Source organism: Halobacillus rhizosphaerae (genome assembly GCF_046719735.1).
Classification (GTDB): domain Bacteria; phylum Bacillota; class Bacilli; order Bacillales; family Halobacillaceae; genus Halobacillus_B; species Halobacillus_B rhizosphaerae.
The window spans coordinates 207701-226912 of record NZ_JAUTWQ010000006.1 but is presented as its reverse complement, the minus strand read 5'-3'; the positions used below and the strand labels follow the sequence as shown (position 1 = coordinate 226912).

Annotated in this window: 15 protein-coding genes; 12 read left to right on the top strand and 3 right to left on the bottom strand. The window is 42.4% G+C overall.

Annotated elements, in window-relative coordinates; translation table 11 throughout:
- The first annotated feature begins 12 nt into the window (after positions 1 to 12).
- The 8 genes from Q7A53_RS08885 (at position 13) to gucD (ending at position 10118) form a co-directional block, all read left to right on the top strand.
- Positions 13 to 1593: a glycoside hydrolase family 43 protein gene (locus tag Q7A53_RS08885; protein ID WP_411788791.1), complete on the top strand. Its 1581-nt coding sequence runs from the start codon at positions 13 to 15 to the stop codon at positions 1591 to 1593.
- Between the two features lie 36 nt (positions 1594 to 1629).
- Positions 1630 to 3738 (top strand): glycoside hydrolase family 52 protein, encoded by a 2109-nt coding sequence (locus Q7A53_RS08880; protein WP_411788790.1) that lies wholly within the window; start codon positions 1630 to 1632, stop codon positions 3736 to 3738.
- Positions 3720 to 4436, top strand: coding sequence for a ThuA domain-containing protein (locus tag Q7A53_RS08875; RefSeq protein ID WP_411788789.1), 717 nt, complete (start codon positions 3720 to 3722; stop codon positions 4434 to 4436). Before Q7A53_RS08880 ends, Q7A53_RS08875 begins: the two co-directional genes overlap by 19 nt.
- Positions 4429 to 5553, top strand: coding sequence for a Gfo/Idh/MocA family protein (locus tag Q7A53_RS08870; protein ID WP_411788788.1), 1125 nt, complete (start codon positions 4429 to 4431; stop codon positions 5551 to 5553). Before Q7A53_RS08875 ends, Q7A53_RS08870 begins: the two co-directional genes overlap by 8 nt.
- A gap of 40 nt (positions 5554 to 5593) precedes the next feature.
- On the top strand, positions 5594 to 6745 hold the full coding sequence (locus Q7A53_RS08865) for a Gfo/Idh/MocA family protein (RefSeq protein WP_411788787.1): 1152 nt from the start codon (positions 5594 to 5596) through the stop codon (positions 6743 to 6745).
- A 143-nt stretch (positions 6746 to 6888) separates the two neighbouring features.
- The gene (locus tag Q7A53_RS08860) at positions 6889 to 7662 is read left to right on the top strand and encodes an IclR family transcriptional regulator (RefSeq protein ID WP_411788786.1); all 774 of its coding nucleotides are present in this window, start codon (positions 6889 to 6891) and stop codon (positions 7660 to 7662) included.
- 64 nt (positions 7663 to 7726) lie between these two features.
- Positions 7727 to 8638, top strand: a complete 912-nt coding sequence (locus Q7A53_RS08855; protein ID WP_411788785.1) for a fumarylacetoacetate hydrolase family protein — start codon at positions 7727 to 7729, stop codon at positions 8636 to 8638.
- A 19-nt stretch (positions 8639 to 8657) separates the two neighbouring features.
- Positions 8658 to 10118 carry an alpha-ketoglutaric semialdehyde dehydrogenase GucD gene (gucD, locus tag Q7A53_RS08850; protein WP_411788784.1) on the top strand — a complete coding sequence of 487 codons (1461 nt, stop codon included), beginning with the start codon at positions 8658 to 8660 and terminating at the stop codon, positions 10116 to 10118.
- A 77-nt stretch (positions 10119 to 10195) separates the two neighbouring features.
- Here gucD and Q7A53_RS08845 read toward each other — a convergent pair whose 3' ends face one another.
- On the bottom strand, positions 10196 to 11401 hold the full coding sequence (locus Q7A53_RS08845; protein ID WP_411788783.1) for an ROK family transcriptional regulator: 1206 nt from the start codon (positions 11399 to 11401) through the stop codon (positions 10196 to 10198).
- 196 nt (positions 11402 to 11597) lie between these two features.
- On the opposite strand from Q7A53_RS08845, the gene Q7A53_RS08840 reads away from it, so the two are divergent.
- The 4 genes from Q7A53_RS08840 (at position 11598) to Q7A53_RS08825 (ending at position 16495) form a co-directional block, all read left to right on the top strand.
- Positions 11598 to 12713, top strand: a complete 1116-nt coding sequence (locus tag Q7A53_RS08840) for a M24 family metallopeptidase (protein ID WP_411788782.1) — start codon at positions 11598 to 11600, stop codon at positions 12711 to 12713.
- A gap of 28 nt (positions 12714 to 12741) precedes the next feature.
- Complete coding sequence (gene xylA, locus Q7A53_RS08835) at positions 12742 to 14076, top strand: xylose isomerase (protein WP_411788781.1); 1335 nt, start codon at positions 12742 to 12744, stop codon at positions 14074 to 14076.
- Positions 14077 to 14149: 73 nt separating this feature from the next.
- Entirely contained in the window at positions 14150 to 15646 is a 1497-nt protein-coding gene (gene xylB, locus Q7A53_RS08830; RefSeq protein ID WP_411788948.1) for a xylulokinase, read from the top strand.
- 213 nt (positions 15647 to 15859) lie between these two features.
- Positions 15860 to 16495, top strand: coding sequence for a hypothetical protein (locus tag Q7A53_RS08825; RefSeq protein WP_411788780.1), 636 nt, complete (start codon positions 15860 to 15862; stop codon positions 16493 to 16495).
- Positions 16496 to 16880: 385 nt separating this feature from the next.
- On the opposite strand, the gene Q7A53_RS08820 is transcribed toward Q7A53_RS08825, so the two are convergent.
- Complete coding sequence (locus tag Q7A53_RS08820; RefSeq protein WP_411788779.1) at positions 16881 to 18380, bottom strand: sensor histidine kinase; 1500 nt, start codon at positions 18378 to 18380, stop codon at positions 16881 to 16883.
- The gene (locus tag Q7A53_RS08815; protein ID WP_411788778.1) at positions 18377 to 19063 is read right to left on the bottom strand and encodes a response regulator transcription factor; all 687 of its coding nucleotides are present in this window, start codon (positions 19061 to 19063) and stop codon (positions 18377 to 18379) included. Before Q7A53_RS08815 ends, Q7A53_RS08820 begins: the two co-directional genes overlap by 4 nt.
- Positions 19064 to 19212: the final 149 nt, after the last annotated feature.

Genomic DNA, 19212 nt, shown 5'->3' with positions numbered 1-19212 from the left:
AAGGGAAAAAGTATGCATTCTATTGTAAACCCGATCCTGCCCGGTTTTCATCCGGACCCTTCCATTTTGAGGGTTGGCGATGACTATTATATTGCGACTTCTACGTTCGAGTGGTTTCCTGGTGTGCAGATCAACCATTCGAAAGATTTGAAGAATTGGAGACTGTTAACGTATCCACTGACGAGAACCTCACAGCTGAATATGTCTGGAAACATTGATTCCGGTGGTGTGTGGGCCCCGTGTTTAAGCTATTCAAATGGCCTGTTTTATTTAATCTACACGGATGTGAAGAGTCGAAGAGGGGCATTTAAGGATACCCACAATTATTTAGTTACATCTGAGAATATTGAAGGACCTTGGTCTGATCCCGTGTATTTAAATAGCAGCGGGTTTGATCCTTCGTTATTTCATGATGAAGATGGCACCAAGTGGCTGCTGAATATGATTTGGGACCATAGACAAGGGACCAATTCTTTTGCAGGTATTGCTTTGCAGGAGTATTCCTCTCAAGAAAATAGATTAGTTGGCCCGGTCAAAAATATTTTTAAAGGAACTGAATTAGGTCTAACCGAAGCCCCGCACCTGTATAAAAGGAATGGCTATTATTATTTAATCACGGCTGAAGGTGGCACAGGTTATGAACATGCTGTAACGATGTGTCGTTCAAAAAGCTTGTTTGGTCCGTATGAAACGGATCCTGAAAATCCAATCCTTACTTCTCGTAATTCAGAAGCAGAGTTGCAGAAAGCGGGGCATGGCAGCTTAGTAGAAACGCAAAAGGGTGAATGGTATTTAGCTCATTTATGCGGGCGTCCAGTCAAAGCTGATCAATGTATATTAGGAAGAGAGACAGCCTTGCAAAAGTGCTACTGGACTCAAGATGACTGGATCCGAGTTAAAGGAGGTCCCAACCCGCAAGTGGTAGTAGATGGCCCGGATATACCTGTAAAAGAATGGGGGAAACAGAAGGCTCGAGATGAATTCAATGAAGAATCACTTGGCCTTCAATGGAACTCTCTTAGAAGACCCTTTACAGAAGATTGGCTTTCCTTGAATGATCGTCCTGGCTGCCTCCGTCTCTATGGAGAAGAATCATTGATTTCCACCCACAACCAAAGCTTAGTGGCAAGACGGTTGGAAAGCATGAAGGCAGAAGTAGAAACCAGCGTAGACTATCTTCCAGAACATTTCCAGCAAATGGCCGGATTGATTTTTTACTACGATACCAAGGATTATGTCTATTTGAGAATTACTCATCATGAGGATTTAGGAGCAGTATTAGGAATTATCCGCTCAAAGCACGGGGTGTATGAGGAATTGTTAGACCAGGAAATCCAGCTTCCTCACCATTCAAATTACTATTTAAAAGCGTCTGTTAGAAATGAGAAGGTTTCATTTTATTATTCTTTGAATGGTGATGAATGGGAATTGGTAGAGGAATCGGTTGATATCAGTCATTTATCTGACGATGACCCTGATTATATTCGTTTCACGGGAACTTACGTGGGGGTATGTGCTCAGGATCTTTGCGGGCAGAAGAAACATGCAGATTTTAATTATTTTGTTTATCAAGAAAGTAATAACCATCTTTAACCTATTTCGATTATAGCTAGGATTGGAGGACCGCTTATGAAATACGATCCGTTTTTCAATGCTCATCATTCCCCAATGGGGGCGTTTGCCAGTTTCACACTGGGGCACAAATGTGCAAGCGGGGGACTCGGAATGGATTTAGGGAAGCCTGCCGACGAAAATGTGTACATAGGAATGGAGACGAAGGAGGGCGGAAGCTATCAGGCATTGCCTTTCTTTGGGGATTCCTCTGAAGATTTAGCTCGGTTTGCGGTTGGTAATGATCAAACGGATGCTGACCAAGAACTCATTACTTATTTCCGTGACGAGGAGATTGAGCGTGATTTTAATGTGGGAACGGATACTTGGAAAGCAGGCGATATGGAATTCACCATTTATTCGCCCGTTAGAGAGCTGCCCGACCCTGTAAAGGCGGAAGAAGAGACGATTAAAGATTCGATCCTTCCTGCTGTGTTTGTGGAGGTAACGCTCGATAATCTTCGTCACAAGAAATCACGTAAGGCCTTCTTTGGGTACCAGGGGGAAGATCCTTATGCTGCTATGAGAAGAGTCGATGATTCCGCTCATCCGTCCCTCGTCGGAATTGGTCAGGGACGACGCACAGCCATCGTAACCAAAGACGGGAATGTTAAATCAGGTCTAGGGTTTACCATCGATAAAGTCTTACATGCGGAACACGAGTTTAATTTAGGTTTTGGATTAGGATTGAGCGGCGGCCTGGTTATGGAAGTCGGTCCTGAAGAGAAAAGAACCTTTCAGTTTGCCGTCTGTTTTTACCGGGACGGACTTGTAACGAGTGGAATCGATACAAAATATTATTACACGCGTTACTTTCAATCAATAGAAGAAGTGGCGGACTATGCTCTTAGCCATTTCTCGCGTTTAACGTCCGCCTGCAGAAAGGGCAATGAACTGTTAGAAAAGGATCATCTTTCGGATGAGCAAAGGTTTATGATGGCTCATTCTATTAAAAGCTACTACGGAAATACTCAACTTCTTGACGGAGAGGACAAGCCAATCTGGGTCGTAAATGAAGGGGAGTATCGAATGATGAATACATTTGATTTAACCGTAGACCAATTGTTCTATGAATTAAAAATGTCGCCATGGACAGTGAAAAATGAGCTTGAATTATTTATGGAGAGATACTTCTACCATGATTCGGTTCAATTCCCTAATTCAGAGGAGAATCATTCTGGAGGGATCAGTTTTACGCATGATATGGGGGTGGCAAACGTATTCTCCGCCCCTGGCAGATCGGCCTATGAGTTTGCAGGGATTGATGATTGCTTTTCCTTCATGACCCATGAAGAGTTAGTAAATTGGCTTAGCTGTACAACGGTCTATATTTCACATCAAGAAGATTATTCCTTTGCAGAAACCCATTTGGGAGTGATCCAAGCATCCTTTGCCAGTATGTTAAATCGCGACCACCCTCAGCCGGATAAACGGAATGGACTGATGGGACTCGACAGCTCTTTTACCAAGGGTGGAGCGGAAATTACCACCTATGACAGCCTTGATGTCTCTCTGGGACAAGCAAGAAATAATATTTATTTGGCTGTGAAAAGCTGGTCCGTGTATATTGCTTTAGAAAAGTTATTCTCGAATCTTGAGCTGCCGAATCTATCTAATCAGGCGAAGGAACAAGCTATGCGCTGTGCGAAAACCATCGCAGGGGAAATGACTCCAGAGGGATACATTCCGGCTGTAATTACGGAAGGAAACCAGTCCAAAATTATTCCAGCAATCGAAGGCTTAATCTTCCCGTATTTTACAGATGGAAAAGAAGCATTAGCTGAAGATGGTGAATATGGATTTTTCATTCAGTCGCTAAAGAAACATATCACCTATGTCCTGCAGCCGGGAATTTGTCTATTTGAAGATGGAGGCTGGAAATTATCGTCAACAAGTGACAACTCGTGGCTGAGTAAAATTTATCTTTGCCAGTTTATTTATCGGCATATTCTGGGTTTTCCATGGGAGGAAAAAGAGAGAATTGCCGATCAAGCTCACGTAAAGTGGCTGACCCATAAGGAACATTCTTATTGGAGCTGGAGTGACCAGATTATCGCCGGGGAAATAAAAGCCAGTCGTTTCTATCCGAGGGGTGTTACGAGTATTTTATGGCTGATGGAAGAGTAGCAAATAGAAGAGGAAAGGCTGGTTATCAAATGAAGGCACTGATTTTTCAAGGAGGATGGGAAGGTCATGAACCGGCCCAGGTTGCTGAGATCTTAGCAGGGATACTCAGGGAAGAAAGCTTCAGAGTTAAAATTGCAGATTCCTTATCTGCTTTGGAAGAGGAAGATTTATCAGACTACGATCTTATTATCCCCAATTGGACGCAGGGGACGATCTCTGACAATCAATTGGCGGCTCTAATGAAAGCAGTAGAAAAAGGAACGGGTCTCGCGGGCTTGCACGGAGGACTTGGGGACTCTTTCCGGATGGCGACGGATTATCAATTTATGGTCGGTGGTCAATGGGTGGCTCATCCTGGCAATGATCATGTTCCATATCAAGTCCATATAAAAGACAAAAACCACCCGCTTACAGAAGGGATGGAAGACTTCAGTGTAGAGTCAGAACAGTACTACATGCATGTCGACCCTGCCATTCATGTTCATGCGACCACTATGTTTCCCGTAGCTGAAGGTCCTCATGAAGCCAATGGTCAAGTAGAGATGCCTGTGGTATGGAGTAAGAAGTGGGGAAAAGGAGAAGTATTTTATTGTTCTCTAGGACATGTTGCAGAAATTGTGAACATGCCAGAGGTTGTGACCTTGATGCGAAACGGATTTAACTGGGCGGCAAGAAATGTGGGGGAAAGAAATGAGTAAATTGAAAGCAGGCCTTGTCGGGTGTGGGAATATTAGTGATATCTATTTGAAGAATTCCGCAGCATTTGAAGCTTTTGGTATTGTAGCTTGTGCAGATGTTGATCTTGATCGAGCAAAAGAAAAGGCTGCTCAGTTTAACATCCCAATGGCTTGTACCCCACAGCAGCTAATGGAAGAACCAGACATTGATTTTGTGCTGAACCTGACCCCGCCTTCTGTTCATGCGGAAGTGGCATTGCTTAGTTTGAAATCTGGGAAACATGTGTATAGTGAAAAACCGTTATCCGTAACCAGGTCCGATGCTGAAAAAATAGTAGCGGCGGCTGAAGAAAGAGGACTAATGGTTGGCAATTCCCCTGACACCTTCTTAGGGGGAGGCATTCAGACCTGCCGCCATATCATCGATCAAGGAATGATTGGCGAACCCGTTTCCGCTGCAGCTTTTATGATGAATCATGGACATGAACACTGGCATCCCAATCCTGATTTTTATTATCAGACAGGCGGAGGGCCGTTATTTGATATGGGTCCTTATTACCTGACCACACTGATTTTTCTAATGGGTCCGATCCATCAAGTGACCGGGACAGCTAAGATGACTTATCCGGAAAGAACCATCACAAGTGACGAAAGGTATGGAGAGAAAATCAAGGTCACGACGCCCACCCAGGTAAACGCCGTTCTTGACTTTGAAAACGGTGCAGCCGCTTCTCTCATAACAAGCTTTGATACGTGGCATCATCGACTGCCTCATATTGAGCTTTACGGATCAGAAGGAAGTATAGTCGTCCCTGACCCCAACAGGTTTGATGGTCCTGTGTACGTAAGGCGATTCGATGAGGAAAATTGGTCTGAATACCCGCTAACTCATGGGTTTACAGAGAACAGCCGAGGGCTTGGAGCAGCTGACTTTGCCTACGCCATAATGGATGACCGACCGCCTAGAGCAAGTGGGACCCTTGCCTTTCATGTGCTGGATGCTATGCAGGGAATTTATGACTCATCTCAGGCAGGGAAGCACTATAAACTCTCAAGCACATGTGAGAAACCAGATCCTTTGCCAGCGAACCTTACAGAACAAAATATTGATGACTTATTAAGCTTGAAGAATCACTAAGGCTGACTTTTAAGAATCTGAATGCGGAGGAGGAGTTCGTATGGCGGAGCAAATAAATATCGGAATGATTGGCTACAAATTTATGGGAAAAATGCATAGTCATGCTTATCGTGATTTATCGTTCTTTTTTCCGGACAGTCCTAAGCCTTGCCTCAAAGCTGTCTCGGGGCGCAATGAATCTGCCGTGAAAAAAGCAGCCGAGGAAATGGGGTGGCACAGCTATGAGACAGATTGGCGCCATCTGATTCAACGTGATGATATAGATGTGATTGATATCGTTACGCCTAACCATACCCACCCTGAAATTGCCATAGAGGCAGCTGAGGCAGGAAAGCATATTATCTCAGAGAAGCCTCTTGCCCTTGACGTGAAAGATGCGAATAGAATGCTTGAAGCAGTGGAAAAAAATAATGTCGTTCACATGGTATGTCACAATTATCGGTTTGCACCTGCTGTTCAGTATGCGAAGCAATTAATTGAAAAAGGATATTTAGGTAAAATCCATCATATCCGTGCTCACTATCTTCAGGATTTCATTATCGATCCGTCTTTTCCACTGATTTGGCGCCTGAAAAAAGAAGTGGCTGGTTCAGGGGCGTTGGGAGATATTGGTATACACAGTATTGATTTAGCAAGGTTCCTGGTGGGAGAAATGGAAGAAGTGAGTTCGATGATGAAAACATTTGTGGAGGAGCGGCCAGTTCCCAGTGAAGAAGGAGGGCTGCGCGGCACTTCTAACCAGAATGAATATGGTCAAGTGACTGTGGACGACGCCATTGCTTTCTTGGCAAAGTTTAAAAACGGTGCAATGGGAATATTTGAAGCAACACGATTTGCTGGTGGGAATCGTAATAAGAACAAATTTGAAATTAACGGTGAAACTGGCTCGATCCGATGGGATATGGAACGAATGAATGAATTGGATGTATATTTCACCGATTCTCCTGAAGGATTACAAGGCTTTCGCACCATTCATTGCACAGAAGAACAGCACCCTTATGCCGGAGCCTACTGGCCGCCTGGCCACAGCATAGGCTATGAACATACGTTTATTCATCTTGTGCATCAATTCTTTCAAGGGATCTCTGCCAATTACTCTCCTCATCCTAACTTTAAAGATGGGCTAATGAATCAGAGGGTCATGGAGTCAATTGAGAATTCCGCTATAAATAGAGGCTGGGAAAAGATATAGATTAAAGAATTTTTATTTCCTGTTATCATGCACTTGGACTGCCGATTTTTAAATGTTTTCAGAATTATTCCACTTGACTGCCTATTACTCTGGATATATATTGTAACTAATGCACGAGTAATCAACGAAGGAGTCACCACAACATGCCGATCATTCAATCTGTTGACAGAGCCTTTAGAATTCTAGATTTGTTCAATGAACTGACGCCTGAACTGAAAATTTCAGAAATCAGTTTAAAGCTTGACTTGAACAAAAGCACGGTTCATTCGCTGCTTAAAACATTAAAAGAGCATGACTATATCAGACAAAATCCTGAATCAGGTAAATACAGCCTGGGGATGAAGCTGGTCGAACGGTCGAATTTCTTGATGAACAGCATGGATATAAGAGCGATTGCCAAGCCTTCCTTAGTCGAACTTTCAGTAGAGACGGGGCTGGCAGTTCACTTAGTAATATTGGATGATAAAACCGGGGTGTACATTGATAAAGTAGAGAGTCCTAATGCTATTATCGGGTATTCACGCATTGGCAGAAGAGTAGCCGTTCACTCGAGTGCTGTAGGGAAGGTATTGGTCGCCTATCAGCCGCAGAAAAAGAAGGACGAAATTCTAAAGGATTATCATTACCAAACCTTTACTTCCAAAACATTAAACTCACGTCAGGACTTTCTCAATGAACTAGATAAAGTACTTAAGCTTGGCTATGCGGTCGATGATGAAGAAAACGAGCCAGGAGTTACGTGTGTCGCGGTTCCGATCTATGATCATGAAGCGAAGGTGGCGGCGGCAATTAGTATGTCTGCACCGTCCACAAGATTTTCCGGGGAACAGATCCACCCTGTTGTCGAAAGACTTAAACAAGCAAGCCGCAGTATTTCTGAAAAGCTGGGCTATACGTCTACTTTAACAAGCTCGTAAAGTGGATGTTTTTTTGTCACTATATGAAAACGGTGTTTTATATTATAAAACGGAAGGTGATGCAATGAATATTATTAAATTTAAAACCCAGGATGGAGCCAGTCAATTAGCTGTCGTCAAGGAGGATCATTCCATTTACCTGTTACCTTATCAGGACTTTCTGGAAATCATTGAGCAAGCGGAAGAAAACGATGTGACATGTCTCTCTCTCGTAAAGGAAGCTATTCAGGATTCGAAGCCTATTGGGCAGAAGCTAGAAGACTTGCATTTACTGCTTCCTTTAAACGCTGAAGAAGTATGGGCTTCTGGGGTTACATATCTGAAAAGTAAACGAGCCCGTAATTATGAAGCCCACGAAGGGAAGGAGGAAGTGAGTGACTCCTACTACGACAAAGTGTATGAAGCAGAACGACCTGAGCTTTTCATGAAATCGACCAGCCGCAGAACGATTGGACCGAATCAGCCGGTTTATCTCCGCAATGATTCGAACTGGCAGATTCCAGAACCGGAATTAGGCCTTGTCCTTAATAAACAGGGGAAGATTGTTGGCTACACGGTCGGCAATGACATGAGCAGCCGCGATATTGAAGGAGAAAATCCTTTGTACCTTCCCCAGGCAAAGATATGGAAGCATTCCTGCTCATTTGGACCGTCTATACGACTTGCTGAAACCGTTAACAATCCTTATGAGTTAACCATTACTTGTACAATCAGCAGGAATGGTTCAAAAATATTCGAAGAAAGTGCCAGCACTTCTCAGTTGAAAAGAAAATATGATGAGCTAGTTGAATACCTGCATCGCGATAACGAACTCTTTGATGGCACCGTACTATTTACGGGCACATGCATTATTCCTGATAATGATTTTACGTTACAGGATGGGGATCTAATCGAAATTACGATTCCAGAAATAGGCACGTTAAGGAATCCAGTTGAAAAGCTGGCTGTACAACATACATCATCTGTATCTAACTAAATCTCAAGGAGGAATAAAGATGAAAACGACAACAGAAACGAATACTTTTTTAAATTATATTAATGGAAAATGGAGCGCGTCCGATTCAAGAGAAGTAATTGAAAGTACCAATCCGGCGAATCCGTCCGAAATTGTAGGCAGTGTTCAAAACTCCAGTGCGCAAGATTTAGATCTCGCCGTTCAAGCAGCGTCAGAAGCTCAGAAAAAGTGGAAAAAGCTTTCAGGTGCTGAGCGAGGGAATTACTTGTTCAAGGTTGCTGATAAGCTGGAAGCGAACATTGATGATATTGCCGAAACGATGACAAGGGAAATGGGAAAAACTCTTCCAGAAGCTAAGGGGGAGACAGCCCGAGGAGTAGCCATTCTGAGATATTATGCAGGAGAAGGCATGAGAAAAGAAGGCGATGTTATTCCTTCTACCGATAGCTCAGCTCTTATGTTTAGTAAACGTGTTCCTCTGGGAGTAGTAGGAGTCATTACGCCCTGGAACTTCCCAGTTGCGATACCTTTATGGAAATCCGCACCGGCCTTGATTTATGGTAATTCAGTTGTTTTGAAACCAGCAACAGAAGCGGCAGTTACTGCGGCTAAAGTGATGGATTGTTTCGATCAAGCCGGATTTCCAGAGGGTGTTATTAATCTTGTAACAGGTAAGGGCTCTGTGATTGGGCAAGGATTAGCAGAGAATAAACAAGTAACCGCGGTAACGTTCACAGGTTCCAATGCCACAGGAAATCACATTGGAAAGACCGTCGCAGCCCGTGGAGGAAAGTATCAGCTTGAAATGGGCGGGAAGAACCCAATTATCGTGGCTGAAGATTGTGATCTTGATTTAGCTGTAGATGCAGCGATTAGCGGCGGATTGAAATCTACTGGACAGAAATGTACGTGCAGCAGTCGTGTGATCGTACAAAAAGGGGTTTATGAAAAGTTCAAGCAAAAATTACTTGCGAAGGTAGAGGCCATTAGCGTTGGTGACGGACTTAAGGAAACTTCATGGATGGGCCCTTGTGCGACGAAAGGTCAATTTGAAACGGTGAAAAACTATATTGAAGTTGGACAAAAAGAAGGAGCAGAACTTTTATTTGGAGGGGAACCGATTAGTGATGAAAATGGAGGGTATTATATCGAACCCACTATCTTTGATAAAGTAAGTTCCTCCATGACGATTGCTCAAGAAGAGATTTTCGGTCCGGTACTGGCATTGATGGAAGTAGAAACGATTGAAGAAGCGATTGAATTAGCGAACGATGTAGAGTTTGGCTTGAGCGCTTCTATTTTCTCAAAAAATATTGATCACATTCTTTCCTTCATCGATGATATCGAAGCCGGTTTAGTACGAATTAACTCTGAAACCGCTGGAGTCGAATTGCAAGCGCCATTTGGGGGTATGAAAGCTTCCAGCTCTTATTCAAGAGAGCAGGGAGAGGCAGCAAAAGAATTCTTCACTACGATGAAAACGGTGTTCTTAAAAGGGTAATAAAATAAAATCCGCTGGCAAACCACTAAAGCCTGCAGTCTCTCATGAGGCTGCAGGCTTTAACTGATTGAGGAGCATTAATGGATTTGGGCTATGCCACTTTCCAGGAAATTCTCTGTTATAAAGGCAGCCATACCTAAAGGAGAAGAATGGGTGGCTAATTTAGAAAAAGAGATGTCTATTCCTTCTTGGTTAAACTCCTTGGATTGTTCTTTCATCGTTTCACTAATTACAGGTTTCATCCATTTTTCAGCCATGGCCATTCTATTCCCGATAATGACTTGTTCAGGGTTAAAGGTATTAATCATATTCAGAATTCCAACTGCAAGATATTTTCCTGTCTTTATAAAGAGATCAATCACTTCTTGATGACCTTTGTCAGCTAGACTGATTAGTTGTTCTAATGTAAGCGGGTCGGCTGAGTCTTCGTTGATCCCCAAGGCATGGGCTTCATTTAGAATTGCTTGTTCAGAAGCGTAGAGCTCCCAGCAGCCTTGCCTTCCGCAGCGGCAATGTTTTCCTTCCACATCAATAACCATATGACCGACTTCTCCCGAATAACCCTTTAATCCACGATATAACTCATTGTTTAAGATCAGTCCTGCCCCTATTCCTATCCCTGCGCTAATATAAATTAAGTTCTCTTGTTCTTTTCCTGCCCCATAGAGCTTTTCACCATAGGCCCCAGCGTTGGCTTCATTTTCAATTAAAATTGGAATGGAGAATTCCTCTTCTAATATTTTCTTTAAAGGAATATGATCCCACATTAGGTTGGGAGCCAATAACACTTCGCCCTCATGATTGACTATTCCGGGAACTCCAATCCCTATGCCGACGGTTCCATTAGGGCTTTCGGGAGCAGATTTATGTAACTCTCGAATCATGCTTTTAATAGAAGAAATAATTTCCTCTGCCGACAAGCTGTGAATTTCAATCTTTCGTTCTTCTACTACTTTTCCTTTGAGATCCGTGAGTACACCAAGCAAATAATTAACGCCAAGATCAATCCCAATGGAATGACCAGCGGCTTGGTTAAAGAGCAGAATGACGGGTTTACGACCGCCTCTGGATTCGCCCATACCTGATTCGCTAATGAGCTGCTCATCAATTAATTCACTGACTAGAGAAGATACCGTACCGCGATTAAGTCCGGCTTTTTGTGAGATTGCCGCCCTTGAAATAGGCGCTTGATTCCGAATCATTTTAAGCACGATCGATTTATTTATTTTCTTTACTAATTTCTGGTTGCCTGTTTCTGGCATTTGTGTTTCTCTCCTCATCATTTGACTATTCTCCTTTTATTATAAACTCTGAAAGAAAGAACTTCATTTATTAAGGAAATTCTTTGGATAATATCATTATAAACTTTGTTTATTAATTAGACAAACAAAGGAAGGAAGTGATATAATCTAGACTACAAACAAAGAGAGTTTCATCGAGGATTGAAGTAGATTTCATAGTAAGGGAGGGTAACTTTTTTTGAAAGCGTTCTCAACTACTCAAAGCGACTTACAACTGAAGCTTAAGCGAATTTATGATTTTTTGGAGGAACAACATTTTGATTCACTCCTTTTACAAAGAAAAGATAACTTTGCCTGGCTAACTAGCGGTGGCTATAACGGTATTCCTTATAACAGTATGACCGGAGAGTGCGGTCTGTTAATCACTAAGGATAATGTATTTCTCCTAGCCAATACCATCGAAAAACCGAGAATTATGGCTGAGGAAATGATCGGCCTTTCCTATGAAGTTATTGATTATCCATGGTACCAGTCTATTGAAGAAGCGATGGAGAAGGTTCCTGTAGTTCATCGTCTTGCCTCTGATACGGGATTGAAAGCATTAGACCACCAGGTCGTAAACATCGCGCCTTTGCGATTTTCTTTAACCACCCCCGAAGTAAAAAGAATAAGAAATTTAGGTTTTAAAGCGACGGCTATTACCGAGAAGTTCTGCCAGGGGCTGAAGCCTGGGATGACTGAAATGGAAATCGCGGGTAAATTAAACAGTCAATTTATGGATGCCGGTCTTACCCCTACTGTGGCTTTGGTGGCTGCCGATGAAAGAATTGCAAATTATCGACACCCTGTTCCAACGATGAAGCCTTTCTATCAAAAGTGTATGGTCATTTCTTGTGTTCAGGAAAAAGGACTAACGGTGGCTTTAACTAGGATTGTCCACGTAGGGAAAGTAGAGCAAAGTCTTCAATCTATTCATGAGAAAACCGCTTGGATTGATGCTCAATTAATTTTTAATACAAAACGAGGCGTAAGGGCGGAACAACTCTTACATACGTTGAAGAGGGCGTACGCTGAAGCAGGTTTTAAAGATGAGTGGCTGCTGCATCATCAAGGAGGGGCGATAGGCTATGAGAATCGTGATTTTTTACTTACTCCTGCTAGTTCCTTTGAGGTGGAACCATTCCAAGCCTTTGCGTGGAATCCTTCGATCACAGGAACGAAATCTGAGGACACAATTTTAGTAGAGGGAAGCCGAAGTGAAATAATTACCACTGCTGATTCTCTATGGCCCATGCTCCAATTTGAGAGCCCAACCGGAGAAATTGTAAAGCGTCCAGCTATCTATGAAATTTAAGTAAATATTCTAAGGAGGAATTAGAACCATGAGTTATTTTAATGAAGTGAATGCAGTGCAATATGAAGGAACACAGTCGACCAATCCTTTTTCATTCAAGCACTATAATCCAAAAGAAAAATTAGGGGATAAAACACTTGAAGAGCATCTACGCTTTTCTGTGGCATACTGGCACACATTTACAGCCGATGGATCGGATCCCTTTGGTGCTGGCAATATGGAGCGTCCATGGAATCATTTGCAGGGAATGGATTTAGCTAAAGCTAGAGTGGAAGCTGCGTTCGAAATCTTTGAAAAGCTCGATGTGCCCTATTTCTGTTTCCATGATGTTGATGTAGCTCCGGAGGGTAGTACACTCGGAGAGACGAATCGAAATCTTGATGAAATCATTTCAATGATTAAAGACTATATGAAAACGAGTAAAACTAAATTGCTATGGAATACGGCTAATATGTTCACCCATTCTCGTTTCGTTCATGGCGCTGCGTCAACCAATAATGCGGATGTGTATGCCTATGCCGCTGCTAAAGTGAAAAAAGGATTGGAAATTGGACAGGAGCTTGGTTCGGAAAACTATGTCTTCTGGGGAGGACGCGAAGGTTATGAAACATTACTGAACACCGACCTTAAACTTGAACTAGATAACTTAGGACGGTTCTATCACATGGCTCTCGATTATGCTAAAGAAATTGGCTATACGGGTCAGTTTTTAATCGAGCCCAAACCTAAAGAACCGACTAAGCATCAGTATGATTATGATGTAGCAAGCAGTCTTGCTTTTCTGGAACGATACAACCTTTCCAATGATTTTAAATTTAATATTGAAGCTAATCATGCTACCCTAGCTGGTCATACCTTTGAACATGAGCTTCGTTATGCTCGTGTGAACGGCATGCTGGGTTCCGTGGATGCGAACCAGGGAGACACGCTGCTGGGATGGGATACGGACGAATTCCCGACTGACTTATATTCTACTACTTTAGCCATGTATGAAATTTTGAAAAATGGCGGCTTAGGTAAAGGCGGGTTGAATTTCGACGCTAAGGTTAGAAGAGGATCATTTAAGCCCGATGATCTGTTGCACGCTCATATCGCAGGTATGGATAGTTTTGCTATCGGTTTAAAAGTAGCTCACAAGTTACTGGAAGATGGAGTGTTGGAAGAGTTCATTGAAAACCGTTATAGTAGTTTCTCCGAAGGGATTGGGAAGAAAATTGTTGATGGAGACACAAACTTTCATTTGTTAGAAGAGCATGCTCTAAGTCTTGGTGAAATCGAGAACCAATCAGGACGGATGGAATGGTTGAAATCGGTACTGAATCAGTATTTATTAAGTGTAAATGTTCCTGTAGGAATGAAGTAAACGATTCAGAGCGCTCAGGGACTTCAATGTTTTTGAGCGCTTTTTCTATTTAAGTAAAGAGAGGCGGGATATGATGAACTATGTAATTGGAATAGATTTAGGAACGAGTGCTGTTAAAGTGCTGCTCGTAGATAAAGAAGGAGAAATTAGAAACGAAATTTCCAAGGACTATCCCTTGATTCAAGAACGAACGGGGTACAGCGAGCAAGACCCGGAGGTTTGGGTAGAGAAAACTCTCGAAGCTCTTCAAGAACTCGTGGAGCCGATTGAGAATGCTAGTATTGAAGGGATTAGTTTTGCAGGGCAGATGCACGGACTTGTGCTGCTGGATGAGACAAACCAAGTCCTACGTAATGCGATCCTTTGGAATGATACGAGAACGACTAAGCAATGTGAAACGATCTATGAAATTGTTGGAGAGGACCAATTGCTCAAAATCACCAAAAATCCTGCTTTGGAAGGCTTCACTCTACCTAAGCTGCTCTGGGTAAAGGAAAATGAGAGGGAGTTGTTTGACCGTGCCGCTACTTTTCTCCTTCCTAAAGATTATTTGCGTTATCGTCTAACAGGGAAGATTCATAGTGAATTTTCCGATGCGGCAGGTACATTATTGTTAGATGCCGCACAGAAAGAATGGAGCAGGGAACTATGTGAACAGTTTGGGATCTCATTGGACATGTGTCCGCCGCTTATCGAATCTAGTGCATGTATTGGCACGCTTTCGGACGATACAGCCCGATATATCGGGGTATCTCCGTCTGTCCAAGTGTTCGCAGGAGGAGCGGATAACGCTTGCGGGGCTATTGGAGCAGGGATATTATCAGAAGGAGAAACACTATGCAGTATTGGTACTTCTGGTGTTGTGCTCTCTTACGAAGAGTCCTCCGATCTGGATTTTGAAGGAAAGGTACATTATTTTAACCACGGAAAAGAAAATGCCTACTACACGATGGGAGTAACTTTAGCCGCGGGTGATAGCCTAAGCTGGTTTAAAAGGGTGTTTGCGAAAGAAATGACTTTTGACCAGATGCTGGAGCAGCTGGACGATACTCCGATTGGATCTCATGGTTTATTATTTACTCCTTACATAGTCGGAGAAAGAACTCCTCATGCAGATGCTGCGATCCGTGCAAGTTTCATAGGGATGGACAGTTCTCATACAAAGAACGATTTTGTAAGGGCTGTAATAGAAGGGATAACCTTCTCTTTAAATGATTCCATTCAGATCTTTAGGGATAATGGAAAAATAATTGATAAGGTGGTCTCCATTGGAGGCGGCGCTAAGAATAAGGATTGGCTGCAAATTCAAGCCGATGTGTTTAACGCTCGGGTTGTTCGATTATCCAGTGAGCAGGGTCCGGGCATGGGGGCTGCTATGCTTGCCGCTAAAGGCTGCGGTTGGTTTGAAACGCTTGAGGAATGTGCGGAGGTCTTTATTTCGACTAAAGAAATTGTGGATCCTATTGAAGAGAATGTAGAGAGATATCAAAAGTTATATCCTATATACCAACAAGTATATGAGCAGACGAAAGGTTTGAATAGCAAGCTGCACGAATTTAGGAAGCAATAATAAAGAAGGATTCTGCCGTCAGCAGGGTCCTTTTTTTACCTCACCAGCAATATCTCTGAGCAACACCTTGAGGATGATTTTTAGGTGACATCTTTATAGATCTATATTTTCAACTCAAGAGAATCATTTACAATTAATCCATAATATAGAATAATAAGGTATTGTTTTTTAAAGGAGTTACTTGATGAAAGTAATTATTCAGGAGGGTTATTAGTGAAAATTAGAAAAGATAATATAATCAATTACATTATTGCGATCATATTTATTATCTTAGCTATTGTATTAGTGGTACAACTGTCTATTAACTCAAATTCTGAATCAAAACCATCTATTAAGGAAGAGGCACAAGGGTATTTAAAGGAAAAGTTTGCAGCTGATACCAAGGTTGTTGGTATTTATCATGCCAGCTTAGAGTATCAACCTTTTGAAACGGCGGCAAGAGTGGTAAATTCATACGACCATGTGCAGTTTTATGTTTATAAAGATAGAGATAACAAATTAGTTGATACCTACATCTCATCAAAATGGGAGCAGGAATTGACTCGAAAATTAAAACCCTATATCCAAGAACATATTAAAGGATATGAAAGCCTCTTTGTCCACTTTGACGAAAATTCAAATCGATATAGTGGGGTTATACCTAAAATGCTTCCAAGTATAAAAGATTCAAAAGCTATACCTTCGATTCGCCTAGAATTAGATCGAAAACCGGAAACTAATGATGAGCAGCGTTTCGAGGAGCTGGTCAATTATCTAAGAGATGAATATAACTTTACAGATGGGGACATAAAAATCACCTATTTTAAGGATAGTGTTCCATTAGACAAGGTTTGGCAATCAGATATATAAAGACCCTGTGACAGAAGTCTGTTAGCAAATATTAATTCTGAAAGATGATGAAATCTTATTTCCATCATCTTTCAGAATTTTCCTGGCTGATGCAAGCTTTCTAGACGTTTCCGTAGAAATTATAATTACGTTTCGCATTGTATTACTTTGTCTCTAAACGAAGGAGAATGAAATGGGGAAATATCAACTATTCCAGCGTAGGAAATACACGTAGACTTCTGCGGGAGGAAGGCATAGGTGTGACCCCGGAGTGCTTGCACGAGGAGGCACACCAGCCGCCCGCGAAAAGCGGAGTGTATTTCCGGAGCGGTCATTCAGAATAAACCTCTGCAATTTCCTCCGTTTTTCTTCTTTAGACTGGGGGGGATTTCTTTATATCCCTGTCTCATTGTTGAGTCAAGCGTTCTACTTGTTTTAAAGGAATACTTACTGTAAATACAGACCCTTCATCTACCTGACTCTCCACATCTACTTGACCCCCGTGTGCTTCGACAATCGATTTCGTAATGGAAAGTCCGAGTCCGGCTCCCCCATTTTGACGGGTTCGTGAATGATCAATTCGGTAAAAGCGGTCAAAAATATGAAAGAGGTTTTCCTTACTTATTCCCGGACCATTATCTGCAATACTGATGACCAGATGACGGTTGTGATCTCCATGCAGTGAAAGATGAATTACCCCTGATTCTGAATCCGTATGCTGAACGGCGTTGTGAAATAAGTTCAATATCACCTGTTTTATTTTGTCCTGATCCACCGACCCTGTAAGGTTTTCTTCCAGCTGTAGTTCCACCGTGCGATTTCCGGCTAGAAAATAAAGCTGAGGTTCCATTTCCTGAATTAATTGGGCAAGGTCTGTTTCAGTGAGAGAAAGCTCGGGTGCCCGATCCAGCTTTGCGAGTAGTAGTAATTCCTCAACAAGTTTAATAATTCTTTTAGATTCTCCGTGTATGCTTCTTAAGGCTAGGTAGAGCTGTTCGGGACGTTCCGCAGCACCTCTTAGCAAAACTTCTAAATACCCATGAATAGAAGTGAGCGGGGTGCGAAGCTCGTGGGAAGCGTCTGCGATAAACCGCCTCATCTGTTCTTTAGCCTCTTTTTCGTGCTCGAAAGAAATGTCCAGACGTGTCAGCATTTCATTAAAGGAATCAGCTAAACGATCGATTTCCTCCTGCCCTTGATGATGGGGGATTTTTTCAGCTAAATTGGCTGCGTTGATATTTTTAACCGCGTTAACCATAGTTGATAAGGGTAGAAGTGTTTTGCGAATCACAGAGAAATAGATGGCTAACCCCGCTGCCAGAGCCATAATAGACAAAACGATAAAAGTAAGCAGCTGCTGCCAAAGGACTTTGTGTAAATGAGAAGTAGTCGTCCCCATTTGCAGCAGTTGACCAGACCGTTCATTTCCGCGGCCCAATGGTCGGAAGACGAGGAGCTGTTCCTGTCCTTTTTTATTTTTTACAACCATTGGTTCGAGGGGCTGGTGATTAATGAGAGCGAATTTAAGATTCTGGTATTCGGCTTTCGATATTTCGGGTGATTGTAAGTCTTGCTCATTAAGAAGGTCCTTATAATTGCCCGACGTATCGATCAAGGCTAAAGAAAAATCCTCCATAAATAGAAATCGTGACTGATCTCCCTCTCCTTGAGGCGGACTAGGTAAGGAATCTTCATTAAGAATCATTCCAACAGGCATAGACATCAGCCTTGACATTAACGATTCCGATTCATTTCGATATAAAAAATCCTTCATTACGAAATACTGCAGAATACCGATGATCAAGAGAATAAAAGATAAAATCAGCAGCATGCGGACGAGCAGTTTATATCTAAGCGACTCGGGATTGGTTATTTGACGTAATCTTCCTAGTTTCAAGGGATTCATGGCAAGTCTAACCTGTAGCCCGAGCCCCTGATGGTGCGAATGAGCCGGTGATCCTTATCCTTAAGCTTGTCTCGCAGCGCGCGAATATAAACTTCCACAATATTATCCTCCCCTTGAAAGCTGTATCCCCACACTTTATCTAGAATCATTCCTTTACTAACGACTATTCCATGATTCAAGAATAAGTAACGAAGCAGTTCATACTCGGTAGGGGACAACTCTAAGACCTGGTCGTAATACTTGATTTCTTTTCTTCGATCATCAAGTTTAAAGGGACCATGAGTAACCCCTCCGAACAGGCTCGGGAATTGATTCCGCATGCGTGCATGAATACGGGCAAGCAATTCCTCGAAACTAAACGGTTTAATTACATAATCATCGGCTCCTAGAGTAAGCCCTTTTACCCGCTCTTCGACTTCATCTTTTGCGGTCAGCATAATGATCGAGGTTTGTTGACCGCTTTTCTTAATTAATCGGCACACTTCAAACCCGTCAATCCCTGGCATCATGATATCCAGAATCACTACATGAGGTGCGAACTCCTTCACTAGGGTGACGGCACTCATTCCATCAGAAGCTGTTTTCACTTCATATCGTTCATTTGATAATCCGAGTTCTAAGAAATTTAATATATGAGGTTCATCATCGACAATTAGAATTTTTATTTGTTGTTGATCTGTCATCCTGCCGCCTGCCTTTCTTTTCTCTTCGTCTCTTTATTATAAAGCGTTCCATCAGATAGCCATACAATTTTCAGCAAACTTTCAGCTGGTTTTAAACTCCAAATCAGCTTGGACGTGCAAACTGGGAACCAGCCTTAAAAAAGAAACTT